The organism is Deinococcus wulumuqiensis R12, from assembly GCF_011067105.1.
GTDB classification, from domain to species: domain Bacteria; phylum Deinococcota; class Deinococci; order Deinococcales; family Deinococcaceae; genus Deinococcus; species Deinococcus wulumuqiensis.
The window spans coordinates 2354348-2366779 of the sequence record NZ_CP049357.1; the positions used below are offsets into that span (position 1 = coordinate 2354348).

Genomic DNA, 12432 nt, shown 5'->3' on the forward strand with positions numbered 1-12432 from the left:
GGAAGCTATCAGCGGGCTAGTAATTGAGCGCCTTGACGCACGCGGCGACGATGCGGTTGGCCCCCGGCAGGTAAATCTTGTCCTGAATGTAGGGATAGGGCGTGTCGAAGCCCGCCACCTGCCCGACCGGGGCCGAGAGGGAGTCGAAAGCTTCGTTCTGGATGGTGTAGGCCACCTCGCCCATGAAATTCGCCATACGCGGGGCCTCGCTGACCAGCACGGCGCGGCCTGTCTTTTCCACGCTTTGCAGCACCAGCGGCCTGTCCCACGGCACCAGCGAGCGCAGGTCGATGACCTCCACGCTGACCCCTTCGGCGGCAAGGGCGTCGGCAGCTTTTTCGAGGTCGGGCATCACGCCGCCGTAGCCGATGAGCGAGAGGTCGGACCCCTCACGGCGAATGGCGGCCTTGCCGATTTCGACGGTGTAGTCGTGAGAAGGCACTTCGCCCTTGGCGGCGCGGTACAGGCGCTTGGGTTCGAAGAACATCACCGGGTCGTCACTGCGAACGGCGGCCTTGAGCAACCCCTTGGCGTCGTAGGGGGTGCTGGGCATCACGACCTTGATTCCGGCCATGTGGCAGTAGTACGCCTCCGGACTCTGCGAGTGGTGGTGCCCGCCCTTGACGCCGCCGCCCGACGGGGTGCGAATCACCAGGGGCGCCGTGAACTGCCCGCCGCTGCGGTAGCGAATCTTGGCGGCTTGACTCAGCAACTGGTCGAAGCCGGGGCCGATGTAGTCGGCGAACTGAATCTCGGCAATCGGGCGCATGCCGCGCACCGCCATGCCCACCGCCGCGCCGACGATGGATCCTTCGGCCAGCGGGGTGTCGAACACGCGCCCCTTGCCGAAGCGTTCCTGCAAGCCTGCCGTCGCCATGAACACGCCGCCACGTGCGCCCACGTCCTCACCGAACAGCACCACCCGTTCGTCGCGCTCGAGTTCCTCGGCCAGCGCCTCGGTCACGGCCTGAATCAGGTTGATGGTGCGGGGTTCTGCCTGGGTGGTCATGCCTGTCCCCCCTGCTCCTCGCGCAGCATCACTTCCTGCTGCCGCAGGTGGTCGGGCAGGTCGGAATACACGTCCTCGAACATGATGCGCCAGTCGGGATACCCGGCGGCCTCGGCCCGCAGCACGTCCTCGTCGATCTGCTTGTGAATGGCGGCAATCATTCCGGCGCGTTCCTCGGCGCTGATGGGGTCGCCGAGGTACTCGAGCAGGTTCTCGACGCGCTGAATGGGGTCGCGGCCCAGCCACTCGTTCACCTCGTCGCGGGTACGGTAGCTCTTTTCGGCGTCGGCGTCGGCGTTGGAGTGCGACCCCACGCGGTAGGTCAGGCACTCGACCAGCGCGGGGCCGTTGCCTGCGCGCACCCACTCGGCGGCGTGGTGGCAGACTTCCATCACGGCGACCACGTCGTTGCCGTCCACGTAAAAGCCGGGCATGCCATACGCCCTGGCCTTGACATGGATGTTTTCGGAAGCCGTCTGGTGCCGGATGTGGGTGCTGATGGCCCACTGGTTGTTCTCGCACACGAACAGGCAGGGTGCCCCCATCGCGCCCGCCATGTTCATGCCCGCGTGCCAGTCGCCCTCGCTGGTGGCCCCGTCCCCGAAGGTCACCACCGTGATTTCGTCGGTGCCGAGGTACTTCTGCGCCATGGCGCTTCCGGCGGCGGGCGGCACCTGCGACGCGATAGACGAACTGGCCGACACGAAGTTGTAGTCCCGCGCCGAGAAGTGGTGCGGCATCTGGCGGCCCCGGCACTCGTCGGTGTTGCTGCCCAGACACTGCGAAATCAGGGTGAACATCGGCACGCCCAGACCCAGGCCGAGCACCTGGTCACGGTAGTAGCCCCACACCCAGTCGTGGCGGGCGCGAATGGCTTTCGCCAGCCCGATCTGGGTGGCCTCCATGCCGCTCGCCTGCGAGTAGAAGCTGGTGCGCCCCTGCCGCAGCAGGGTAATCAGTTTGCGGTCGAACTCGCGCCCCTGAAGCATCAGGTGGTGCAGTTCGCGCAGCAGCGCCGGGGTATAGCGCTCCGGCAGCGGAAGAACAGGCTGGCCGTCTTCCGCCACGAAGCGGATGGGGTCAGCGGTAAAGGGTTGAATCATCTGGCCTAAGCCCTCCTTGCCAGAGGCGCGGGCCACGCACTGTGCCCGGCCTCCTGAAATGTCTAACTAACGAACGTTAGGCATTGTAGGGGGTCAGGCGCATTGCGGTATGAAGGCGGCGGTATGAGGGCGGAAGGTGGAGAGCAGGCTTCACGCGCCTCGATTACGGATTTTTCCCCTGACGGTACACCCGGTCACCCATGAAAAGCGTGCCGAGAAGGAAAATCACCGTCCAGACAGCCTGTTCCTTCTCTACAGCTCGCCCCAGGTTGATGCAGAGCACCACCAGAAGAAAGATGTCGAGTTTCCAGAGATTGCCGCTGCCCACAGGCCGCAGTCTGTCATAAGCCTCGGCTGGGGCCGTCAAATTGTCATGCTGCCGGCTGTCGAGAAAGACGTTTTGTCAAATGCCCTAAGTCCTGAAAGCTTCAGTACGCGAAAAACACCAGATCCCCCGGCACGTTCTCCGGCACCGGGCGCCGCGCGGTCACGCTCAGACCCTGCGCCAGTGCCGCCGCTTCGCGCAGGTAGTCGGCGTAGGGGACCTCTCCCCCGCCCCGCTGCGGCTGCACGTCGCCGAACAGCGAGGGCGGCGCGGCGTCCTGGGCGTGTGTCCAGGACCCGGTTTTCCAGTCGAAGTCGTAGAGCGGCAGGAACTTCTCGCCGTGTTCGGCCACGAACTCGATGGCGGACAGCAGAAAGTCGGCTTCCTCGTCGGTGGCCCAGGGCGCGAGGTTCAGGCGCGTCCAGCCGGGCTTGAGGCCGTCGAGGTCGCCCATGATGCACTGGAAATACCGCTCGGACCGCTCGTCGTCAATGTCGAGCAGTGCATGACCGTACGGCCCGGCACAGGCGCAGCCGCCGCGCGACTGAATCCCGAACAGGTCGTTGAGCAGCCGCACCACGAAGCGCGGGTGCAGGTAGGTGCCGTCCTCGGCTCTGACCAGAAACGACAGGAATGCCAGCCGGGGCGCGTCCGGGTTGCCGAGCAGTCGAACGCGGGGGTGCGCACCCAGACGGGCGACCGCCCGCCCGAACAGCTCGTGTTCGCGCTCGGTGAGTGCCCTCACGCCGAGCTGCTCCTTGACCCGGAACGCCAGCGCCGTGCGAATCTTGCCGAGGATGGCGGGCGTGCCCGCGTCTTCCCGCGCCTCGATATCGTCCACGAAGGCGTGTTTGGTGCGGCTGACATACCGCACCGTGCCGCCGCCCGCCGTGCTGGGGCTGCTCAGCCGGTACAGCTCCTCCCGGAAGCACAGCAGGCCGGGGGTGCCGGGGCCGCCGACGAACTTGTGGGGGCTGAGGAACACGGCGTCGTACCCGTCGGGCTGTCCCGGCTTCATGTCGATGGCGACGTAGGGCGCACTCGCCGCGAAGTCGAAGAAGGCGTAGGCCCCGTGCGTGTGCAGAATCCGGGCAACGGTGCGGGTGTCGGTGAGTAGGCCGGTGACGTTGCTCGCCGCGCTGAACGACCCGATTCTGGGGCGGCGGGCGTAGCGCGGATCCTTGAGCGCCGCCACCAGCGCGTCCAGGTCGAGGTTGCCCCGCGCACACAGCGGAATTTCCACCACGTCCGCCAGCGTCTCGCGCCAGCTCACTTCGTTGGAGTGGTGCTCGTAGGGGCCGACGAACACCACCGGGCGCTCGTGTTCCGGGAGGGCGTCCAGCACCGTCTGACGGTGGATGCCGCCGACACTGATGCCCAGAATCTCCTGCATGCGCCGCACCGCCGCCGTGCTGCCCGAGCCGCAGAACACCAGTTTGCAGCTCGCGTCCGCCCCCAGCTGCGTCTTGACGTACTCGTGCGCCTCGTGGGTCAGGTGGGTGGAGTGCGCTCCGGTGGCGCTGTCCTCGGTGTGGGTGTTGGCGTAGAGCGGCAGCGCGAGGCGGCGCACCCGGTCCTCCACGCTGCGCAGCGCCCGGCCCGATGCCACGTAGTCGGCATAGGTGACCCGCCGCTCACCGAACGGGGTGCGGATGACGGCCTCCGACCCGATGAGGTCGGCCCTTAAGCTGGCGAAGTCCATGCCGCCATTCTGACCCCTGGGGGGTATCGGGGTCCAGTCAGGAGGCACGGGTGGGAGATGCACGCGGGACACGTTTGTTTTCCTGTCAGGCCGCTAGACTGAAGTGTTATGAAGGGCTGGAATGTCATCGTCATCGGCGGGGGCCACGCGGGGCTGGAAGCGGCGTGGGCGGCGGCCAAGTTCTCGCGGGTCGCCCTGCTCGTCGGCAATCCGGCGACGGTGGGCCGGATGCCGTGCAACCCGGCAGTCGGTGGGCCGGGCAAAAGCCAGCTCGTCTTCGAGGTGCAGGCCCTCGGCGGGCTGATGGGTCGCCTGGCCGACGACACCGCCATCCACACCCGGATGCTCAACGCGAGCAAAGGCCCCGCCGTGCAGTCCCTGCGGGTCCAGAACGAACGCGACGCCTACGCCGAACGCGCCCAGGACGTGATTTTTGGACATTCCGAAATCGACATCGTGCGCGGAGAAGCCGCCGACCTGGAAAGTGACGGGCAGGGCGGCTGGTTCGTCGTCACCACCGATGGCCGCCGACTTCACGCCCGCAGCGTGGTGCTGGCCGCCGGAACCTTCATGCGCGGCGTGACGTGGTACGGCAGGCAGTCGCGCCCGGAGGGCCGACAGGGCGAGCCGCCCTCACGTTTTCTGTCGGCCCCGCTGGAACGCGGCGGACACGTGCTCAAGCGCTACAAGACCGGCACCCCGCCCCGCGTCCGGGCCGACTCGGTGCGCTTTGCCGACCTGCTGGAAATCCCTGCCGACCCGCAGCCGCGCGGCTTTACCGGTGCCCCTGGCCCCCGCGCCGCCGAGTCCCCGACCTGGCAGACCCACACCACGCCGCAGACCCACGCGCTGATTCAGGCCAACCTCCACGAGTCGCCCATGTATGCCGGGGACATCGAGGGCCTGGGGCCGCGTTACTGTCCGAGCATCGAGGACAAGGTGGTCAAGTTCGCGCACCATGACCGCCACCTGCTGTTCGTGGAACCCGACGGCGTCCAGACGAGCGAGGTGTATCTCCAGGGGTTTTCTTCGTCGCTGCCCCCGCGTCTTCAGGACGAACTGGTGCGCACCCTGCCGGGCTTCGAGCAAGCGGTGATTCAGCGCTACGCCTACGCCGTCGAGTACGACGTGGTGGACTCCACCGAACTCACCCTGAACCTCGAATCGAAGAAGCTACCGGGCCTGTTTACCGCCGGACAGCTCAACGGAACCAGCGGTTACGAGGAGGCGGCGGCGCAGGGCCTCGTCGCGGGCACGGCGGCGGCACGGCGCTCGCTTGGGCTGGACGAGCAGTTCATCGGGCGTGAAACCGGGTATCTGGGCGTGCTGCTCGACGATCTCGTGTTCAAGGGCAGCGACGAGCCATACCGCATGATGACCAGCCGGGTGGAGCACCGTCTGCTGGTTCGCCAGGACAATGCCGACGAACGGATGACGCCGCTGGGACACGCGCTTGGGCTGGTGGATGACGCCGAGTTGCGACAGGTGCAGGACAAATACGCCCGGGTCCAGCGCGGCATTGAGAGCCTGAGCAAGCAGCGTCTGCAAGGCCAGACCGCCGACGCCTGGTTGCGCCGTCCCGAGCTGTCGCTGAGCGATGTGGAGGCGCTGGGCGCCCAGGTGCCCGCCGACCTCAGCGCCGCCGAGCGCGAAGCCGTGGAAATCCGCGTGAAGTACGCCGGGTACATCGCCCGAGCCGAGTCGCAACTGCGTTCGGAGGCCAAAGCCCGTGACCTCAGCCTGAGTGGCGTCGATTTTGCGGGCATTTCTGCCCTGTCGAACGAGGCCCGCGAGAAACTGACGCGCTTGCAACCCCAGACGGTGGAGCAGGCCAGCCGCATTTCCGGCGTCCGGCACGCCGATATCAGCGCCCTGCTGGTCCACCTCAAGGGCCATCATGCCAGCGGTGACGTTCCACGGGAAACTTGACGGTGAAACAAGGGGTGCCGGGGCTTCCGCTGTAAAGGGGAACCTCGACCCCCTCTACAGCGCAACGCCTCCGCCGTTCGACTCTCCAGCGTCCCTGTAGCCGTGCGCCAAGATCAGGGGAAGCGGTACGGTCAGTGGACCCGCCGCGAAGAGTGGTTGCAACGCCTTCAGATGCTCGGTTTTTAGGGCTACCCGCTGCTCCGGGGTGAGGTCGGCAAGGGGCAAGCCCTCGAGTCCGGCGGCAATGTCCGACCAGCGCTCGGCGGGTGTGGGCAGGGCGTAGGGCAGAACGAGCAACTCGGCGGCACCTCCCTGAAAACCCGCCTGGACCAGCAGGTCGCTCGCGGCCTCGACCGTTCCGATGCGGCCCAGGGGGGGCGCCCCAGGTTTAATGCCTTCCCCGGCCAGCGTTTCTCGCCACAGCCCCGGCAGTGGCCCGAGCAGTCCCCGCCCGAACGCGCTGAAGACCACCTCGCCACCGGGCCGCAGCACCCGTCGCCACTCGCGCAGGGCCGCTGGCATGTCAGGCACGAAAAAGAGGCCGGCTCCACACACCACCGCATCGAAACTCTGGTCGGCGAAGGGCAGAGCAGTTGCCTCAGCCGACACGAATTGCACGTTGGGGCACCCAACCGCACGTGCCCGCGCCTGCTGGAGCATGGCAGGGGCAATATCGGTCCCGACCACTTCCGCCGCCTGGGACGCCAGCGCCAGCGCCACCGTGCCGGTTCCCGTCGCCACGTCAAGCACCCGACCTCCAGTCGGAACACGAACGGTTTCGGCCAGGGCCAACGCCGCCCGGGTCAGGAAACCCAGCGCGTCGTAGCGGGCGGCAATGCGGTCAAACTGCCGTGCATTCGCGTCAAGGCGCTGCTGATCGGTGGTCATGGTGGAAGCATTAGAGCAGTTCTCCGAATGACGTGATGCGCGGAACGGCACCCCGCATCACTCCATTCTCTCCTGCGGAGCTTTGCAAGTCCGCCCTGCTCAGTGTTTTGCACTCGCTCTCTGCGAGCTGTCCCAGTCCGCTCGCCAAAAAGACGTTGCGTCTTTTTGTCAAATGCTCTAGAGCACCCGATACGGACGCCAGCCGATTCCTGCGCGCACGGCAAAACAAATCGGCCACCTCTGCGCGGTGTGGCCGATTTATTTGTGGACGCCAAACGCTCAGCTCAGCGCTTCGCCCCGGTCTGCTTCAGGCGGGGGTCGTTGGGATGCACCCCGTACACGGCGCCCCAGGGCCGGTACACACTCTTGATGCTGTCCTGCTTGACCGTGCCGTCGCGGAGGGTGACGGTGCGGGTGATGACGCTGGTCATGCCTTCCATCGGCTGGTCGAGGAGCCGCTGCTGTCCCAGGGCCACCTGCTTGTCGGGGGTGAAGCTGGGGGCGGCGGCAGGTTTGACGTCCGTCACCACCGGAGCACTGATTTTGGCCCGGCGCCCGGTGTCGGTGCCGAACACGTCGAAACGCAGTTTCTGGGTGGCGGTGTTCCAGCTCGCCTGGATAAACAGGTACGCGCCGGTGTCGTTTTTCATCCGCAGGTTCTTGTGGGGCGCGTAGACCGTCGCCTCGTAGCCGATGGGGTCGTAGTAGCTCACCCGGTGGCTGTGCTGGTGGCGCTCGGTGATGGGCAGGCCCGCTTCCCACAGGGCGCGGAAGATGGTGGTGCTGACCTGACAGATGCCGCCGCCGTCTTCCAGCGCCAGGGTGCCACCCGCAATGATGTACCCCGGAACAAAGCCGTTGGCCGCGTTGATTTCACCCATCGACTTGTTGAAATCGAAGTCCTCGCCGGGGGCCACCCACTGATAATCGAGCTTGGCCGACCCCACGACGATGTTCTTGACCCGGAAGTCCGGGCTGCCGGTGAACGAACTGCGGGCGCTGGCGAGGTTGCGCGTGACCCCGCGCTCGGCCAGCAGCGCCACACTGCGCTGGGGCACCTTTTCGCTGTACACCACGGCCAGGGTGGTTTCGCCGTTCCGGATGGCCTCCAGCAGTTTGGCCTCGGTCGCCTTGCGGTCCAGCTTCCATTCGGGCTGATCGGTCGCCACCCACTTGCCCCCGACCTGCTCGAAGCGGGCCGGACGCCCCCGCACGAAGGTTTCCTTTTCCACGCGGTCCAGGTAGGGAGTCAGGTAGGTGCTGAGCTTGCCGTACTCACGGCTGCGGGCCACCCATTTGGCGGGCAGGGTCCAGTTCCGGGTCACCGGGGAAGTCACGAGCTGGCCGCCGTCTATCGTTTTGAGTTCGCCGCTGAAGGTGAGTTGCAGGTTCTGAGCCGGGGCGGAGGCCGGTTGCGCCGCTTGTGCTGCGCCAGGCAGCGCGAGCAGGGCAGAAAGGAGAAGACGCTTCATGGCTCTACCCTAGGCGCCGGGACCTGACGGGCCATGAGCAAAGCTCACCTTTCAGGCGACACTCGATCAGGGGCGGGTCATGACCGGGCACCCCGCGCAGGCCGGGAGGCGCGCTGGGCGTCCAGCAGCCGGACACGCGGTCAGGGAATCAGCAGTTCGAGTTGCCTGAGGCGCTCACGCAGCGTCGGCTCATCCGGAGCGACCAGATTGACGTGCCCCAGCTTGCGTCCCGGACGGTGGGCCTTGTGGTACAGGTGCACGCGCGTTCCAGGAAGGGTGTCGACAGCGGCCCAGTCGGGGGTCGCCCCCTCCACACCGACATCGTTGACCATCGCGCAGGGCAGCAGGGGAGACCAGTCGGTCAGCGGCAGGCCCAGCACGGCCCGGACCTGCGCCTCGAACTGGCTGACGCCGCCGCCGTCCTGGGTCAGGTGCCCGGAGTTGTGGACGCGGGGAGCCACCTCGTTGACCAGCAGCTCGCCGCCCGGCAACTGGAAAAACTCCAGGGTGAGCAGCCCTTCCAGCCCCCAGCCCTCGGCCACCGCGCGGGCCATCTCACGGGCGCGGGCCTCGGTGCCGTCCGGAGAGTGGGCGGGGTAGACCGAGGTGCGCAAAATCCCGTTGCGGTGGACATTTTCGACCAGCGGCCCGAAGGCGACGCGCCCGTCGGGGGTGCGGGCCACCGCCAGACTGACTTCGCGCTCGAAAGCCACGAAGCCTTCCAGAATGCAGGGCACCTGCCCGAGTTCGGCCCAGCCCCGGCCCAGCTCTTCCTGCGAAGCCACGCGCACCTGCCCCTTGCCGTCGTAACCGAGTTCGGACGTTTTCAGGATGCCCCGGCCCCCGACCCGCTCCAGGGCACCTTCCAAGTCACTCGGCGCCGCAATTTCCACGAAAGGCGCGGTCTGCGCTCCGGCTTCCCTGAGCGCGTGTTTCTCACGGGCGCGGTGCTTGGACCGGGCGAGCAGCTCGGCCCCCGGGCGCACGGGCACGCGGCCCCGCAGGGCGTCCAGCGCCCCCACCGGAACATTCTCGAATTCCAGCGTCACCGCGTCGCACTCTGCCAGGGCGTCCAGCCCTACCGGGTCGGTGTAGGGGGCCTGCAAATGCTCGGCACACAGCCGGGCGGGTGCCTGCGGGTCGGGTTCGAGGACCCGCACCTTCACCCCCAGCGGCAGGGCGGCGAGGGCCAGCATCTGGGCGAGTTGCCCGCCGCCGAGGATGCCCAGGGTGGGCGAGGGCCGCGTCGTCATTCGGCTCCTGCCTGGGGGTGGCCGCCGAAGTGGGGGTCGTCCAGCACGGCTCTGGTCTGCGCGGCGCGGAAAGCCTCCAGTCGGGTCCGCACGCCCTCGTCGGTGGTGGCGAGCAGGGCAGCGGCAAACAGCGCGGCGTTTTTGGCCCCCGCTGACCCGATGGCGAAGGTGGCGACAGGCACCCCGGCCGGCATCTGCACGATGCTCAGCAGGCTGTCCTGCCCACTCAGGGCGCGAGACTGCACCGGCACGCCGAGCACCGGCACCCGGGTAAAGGCCGCCAGCATCCCGGGCAGGTGCGCCGCGCCGCCCGCTCCGGCGATGATGCACGCCAGCCCCAGCCGCTCGGCGCGGGCCGCGTAGGTCGGCAGCAGCCCCGGCGTGCGGTGGGCCGAGAGCACCCGGACCTCGTAGGAAATCTCGAAGTCGGAGAGCAGTTCCAGGGCGCCCTGCATCGTGTCGAAGTCGCTGCGGCTGCCCATCACCACACCGACGCGGGGAGCTGCCGGGTCAGCGGAAAGGTCGCTTATCACGCTCCGCAGTCTAGCGGGCCAGTCTGTCGGGCCTGGGCTGATACGGGTGTGGGCCGATGCTGGTCCTCAGAAGGCCAGCCCGGCGTGCCCCGGTTGACACCTTGCAAAACGGCCGCTATCTTTAGTCGCGCTGCTTTCGGCAGCTCAGTGTTTACCAGATGGTCCGGTAGTGTAGCGGTTAGCATATCTGCCTGTCACGCAGAAGGTCGCGGGTTCAAATCCCGTCCGGACCGCCAAAGTCTCCCCCTGGGGAGCATGGCTAGGTAGCTCAGCTGGTAGAGCAAACGACTGAAAATCGTTGGGTCGCCGGTTCAAGTCCGGCCCTGGCCACCAAGGGGACTCCGCTTCGGCGGGGTTTTTCTTTTGCTGTCAGAAGGCCGGGAGGGAGGCGCAGGCGGTTAGCACCCCTTCCCGGCCTTCTGGCGCTCCCGGTCTCAACCCAGCGGCGCAGACCCGTCGGCGTCGGCGAGGTGAAGAAAGGCGTGGGCCTTGGTTCTCAGGCCCATCGCGTCGTAGCACTCGGCGAGGCGCAGGGCGAAAAACTGCATGGCGCGGCAGTCTTCGCGGCGCTCGGCGACTTCCAGACAGGTGCGGTAGTGCAGCACCGCGAGGTGATACTGCCCGCTCCCGGCGGCGTGCTCGGCACGGCAGTGGGCCATGCGCAGGGACACGATGTCGCAGGGAAGGCTCGCGGCAGTCATACCCGCAGTTTAGACAGCCCTGGCGCTTTCCAAATGCAAGATGAGGCAACTTTCCCGCGTCTAGAACGTCATTTTTTTCCGTTCAGGGCGAAATGTCCCGCTGTGGATTCGCTTGCTGACAGCGTCAGACGCTGCGCGCCCGCACCCGCATTTGCGGCAGGTCGATATCGGCAAATTGCACCTGCAGCGCGGTGCCGGGAGCGGCGGGCGTGCTCATCGGCACGTCGAAGGCGAGGTCGGGAATCAGCAGCGTGGCCTGCGCCCCCCGGCGGTCCACCACCACCGCGTCCCACACGCGCTCGGGCTGAGCAGCGATAAAGCGCAGGGTGTGGTGGCGGCGGCTGAGGCGCTCGGCCTGCCGCGTGGCGTCGGCGTTGAGTTGCGACTCGGCGATGTGGGCGGCCATGACCTTGCTGCTCAGGGGGTCGCGGCCCGCCAGGAAAGCGCGGAGTTGCTGATGCACCACGAGGTCGAGGTAACGGCGCATGGGGCTGGTCGCCTGGGCGTACAGGTCGAGGCCCATCCCGTGATGTGGCCCCGGCGAGGGCTGAAAGCGGGTGCGGGCCAGGGTCTTGCGCCGCGCCCACATCGCGGGCAGGGTGTCGCCCGCCACCTCACGGGTCGGGTAGTCCTGCGTGGCGAAGGGCAGGGGCAGGTCGTTGTCGTCGGCAAAAATGGCGGTGCCCCAGCCTGCCAGCGTCATGCACTCCTGCACCACCGTTCGCATCTCGGGCTTGGGCAGCGGGAAGACGGAGGCGCCCGTGTCGTCGGCCTTCACGCGCACTTCGGGGAGGTCGATGCTCAGCGCCCCCTCGCCCTCGCGCAGCAGGCGGCTGGCCCGGGCGAGACGGGCGAGCGTCACGAAGGGTTCCTCGCCCGCTTCCAGCCGGGCCTGCGCTTCCTGGTAGGCCAGGCGCTGCACCTTCACGCGGGTCAGCCGCACGTCCACCGCCTCGGCGTTGCCGTCCTCGTCGAGGTCGAGGCAGATGGACAGCGCGGGCGAGGTTTCGCTCAGCCCCAAACCGGCCTTCTGCACCAGTTCGTCGGGCAGCATCCCGATGGTGCGGTCGGGCAGGTACAACGTGGCGCCACGGGCGCGGGCCTCGAGATCGAGCGGGCTGCCGGGCGCCACCAGCGCGGCCACGTCCGCCACATGCACCCACAGCCGGGTCAGGCCGCCTTCCAGAGCTTCCACCCCCACCGCGTCGTCGGGGTCCTGGTTGCCCTCGTCGTCGATGGCGAAGGTGGGCAGGTGCGTCAGGTCCAGGCGCGGCTCTTCGGGGTCGAAGTCGGGCACCGGCAGCTCGACGGCGCTGAGGGCGGCCCGCAGGCGGTCGGCATAGGGCGTGCGGGCCTCGTCCCAGACCCCCAGCCGCAGCAGCAGCGCGTGGGCGGCCTCGGGGGTTTCGGGGAGGCTCAGGTCACGCAGGGTGCGGCTCTTGTCGGCGCGGCCCCGGGCGAGCAGTTCGACCTCGGTGCGCTGGGCGGGGGTGAGTTCGGGCTGGGTCATGCGCTCA

11 protein-coding genes and 2 tRNA genes are annotated in these 12432 nt (G+C 67.7%); 3 read left to right on the plus strand and 10 right to left on the minus strand.

All coding sequences use genetic code 11. The features are described 5' to 3' along the window. Positions 1-16 precede the first annotated feature (16 nt). From G6R31_RS11440 to G6R31_RS11455, 4 genes are all read right to left on the minus strand, one after another. Positions 17-1009 carry an alpha-ketoacid dehydrogenase subunit beta gene (locus G6R31_RS11440; protein WP_017871156.1) on the minus strand — a complete coding sequence of 331 codons (993 nt, stop codon included), beginning with the start codon at positions 1007-1009 and terminating at the stop codon, positions 17-19. Further along, positions 1006-2112: a thiamine pyrophosphate-dependent dehydrogenase E1 component subunit alpha gene (locus G6R31_RS11445; RefSeq protein WP_017871155.1), complete on the minus strand. Its 1107-nt coding sequence runs from the start codon at positions 2110-2112 to the stop codon at positions 1006-1008. The genes G6R31_RS11440 and G6R31_RS11445 overlap by 4 nt, the downstream gene beginning before the upstream one ends. A 163-nt stretch (positions 2113-2275) precedes the next feature. Further along, complete coding sequence (locus G6R31_RS11450) at positions 2276-2440, minus strand: hypothetical protein (protein WP_017871154.1); 165 nt, start codon at positions 2438-2440, stop codon at positions 2276-2278. Between the two features lie 100 nt (positions 2441-2540). Then, entirely contained in the window at positions 2541-4139 is a 1599-nt protein-coding gene (locus G6R31_RS11455) for an aminotransferase class V-fold PLP-dependent enzyme (RefSeq protein ID WP_017871153.1), read from the minus strand. A gap of 108 nt (positions 4140-4247) precedes the next feature. On the opposite strand from G6R31_RS11455, the gene mnmG reads away from it, so the two are divergent. Further along, positions 4248-6068: a tRNA uridine-5-carboxymethylaminomethyl(34) synthesis enzyme MnmG gene (gene mnmG, locus G6R31_RS11460; protein ID WP_017871152.1), complete on the plus strand. Its 1821-nt coding sequence runs from the start codon at positions 4248-4250 to the stop codon at positions 6066-6068. Positions 6069-6122: 54 nt separating this feature from the next. Here mnmG and G6R31_RS11465 read toward each other — a convergent pair whose 3' ends face one another. The 4 genes from G6R31_RS11465 to purE all read right to left on the minus strand — a co-directional run bounded on the left by G6R31_RS11465 (position 6123) and on the right by purE (position 10211). Continuing rightward, complete coding sequence (locus tag G6R31_RS11465; RefSeq protein WP_017871151.1) at positions 6123-6956, minus strand: class I SAM-dependent methyltransferase; 834 nt, start codon at positions 6954-6956, stop codon at positions 6123-6125. Between the two features lie 284 nt (positions 6957-7240). Then, on the minus strand, positions 7241-8428 hold the full coding sequence (locus tag G6R31_RS11470) for a VanW family protein (RefSeq protein ID WP_017871150.1): 1188 nt from the start codon (positions 8426-8428) through the stop codon (positions 7241-7243). A 140-nt stretch (positions 8429-8568) separates the two neighbouring features. Beyond that, positions 8569-9681 (minus strand): 5-(carboxyamino)imidazole ribonucleotide synthase, encoded by a 1113-nt coding sequence (gene purK / locus G6R31_RS11475; protein ID WP_017871149.1) that lies wholly within the window; start codon positions 9679-9681, stop codon positions 8569-8571. Next, positions 9678-10211, minus strand: a complete 534-nt coding sequence (purE, locus tag G6R31_RS11480) for a 5-(carboxyamino)imidazole ribonucleotide mutase (protein WP_025567042.1) — start codon at positions 10209-10211, stop codon at positions 9678-9680. Before purE ends, purK begins: the two co-directional genes overlap by 4 nt. A gap of 163 nt (positions 10212-10374) precedes the next feature. On the opposite strand from purE, the gene G6R31_RS11485 reads away from it, so the two are divergent. Next, positions 10375-10450: transfer RNA gene (locus tag G6R31_RS11485), tRNA-Asp, on the plus strand. A gap of 21 nt (positions 10451-10471) precedes the next feature. Further along, positions 10472-10547: transfer RNA gene (locus G6R31_RS11490), tRNA-Phe, on the plus strand. A 101-nt stretch (positions 10548-10648) separates the two neighbouring features. Here G6R31_RS11490 and G6R31_RS11495 read toward each other — a convergent pair. Both G6R31_RS11495 and G6R31_RS11500 read right to left on the minus strand, forming a co-directional pair. Beyond that, a complete protein-coding gene (locus tag G6R31_RS11495) occupies positions 10649-10915 on the minus strand; it encodes a hypothetical protein (protein ID WP_017871147.1) in 267 nt (88 codons plus the stop codon). Positions 10916-11039: 124 nt separating this feature from the next. Further along, positions 11040-12425: a ribonuclease R family protein gene (locus G6R31_RS11500; protein WP_017871146.1), complete on the minus strand. Its 1386-nt coding sequence runs from the start codon at positions 12423-12425 to the stop codon at positions 11040-11042. Between the last annotated feature and the right edge of the window lie 7 nt (positions 12426-12432).

What these genes read in the sequence shown, in the direction of transcription:
- G6R31_RS11500 (WP_017871146.1), bottom strand. Translation starts at nt 12,425, where the DNA reads ATGACCCAGCCCGAACTCACCCCCGCCCAGCGCACCGAGGTCGAACTG.
- G6R31_RS11495 (WP_017871147.1), bottom strand. Translation starts at nt 10,915, where the DNA reads ATGACTGCCGCGAGCCTTCCCTGCGACATCGTGTCCCTGCGCATGGCC.
- G6R31_RS11455 (WP_017871153.1), bottom strand. Translation starts at nt 4,139, where the DNA reads ATGGACTTCGCCAGCTTAAGGGCCGACCTCATCGGGTCGGAGGCCGTC.
- G6R31_RS11470 (WP_017871150.1), bottom strand. Translation starts at nt 8,428, where the DNA reads ATGAAGCGTCTTCTCCTTTCTGCCCTGCTCGCGCTGCCTGGCGCAGCA.
- purK (WP_017871149.1), bottom strand. Translation starts at nt 9,681, where the DNA reads ATGACGACGCGGCCCTCGCCCACCCTGGGCATCCTCGGCGGCGGGCAA.
- G6R31_RS11465 (WP_017871151.1), bottom strand. Translation starts at nt 6,956, where the DNA reads ATGACCACCGATCAGCAGCGCCTTGACGCGAATGCACGGCAGTTTGAC.
- G6R31_RS11445 (WP_017871155.1), bottom strand. Translation starts at nt 2,112, where the DNA reads ATGATTCAACCCTTTACCGCTGACCCCATCCGCTTCGTGGCGGAAGAC.
- mnmG (WP_017871152.1), top strand. Translation starts at nt 4,248, where the DNA reads ATGAAGGGCTGGAATGTCATCGTCATCGGCGGGGGCCACGCGGGGCTG.
- G6R31_RS11440 (WP_017871156.1), bottom strand. Translation starts at nt 1,009, where the DNA reads ATGACCACCCAGGCAGAACCCCGCACCATCAACCTGATTCAGGCCGTG.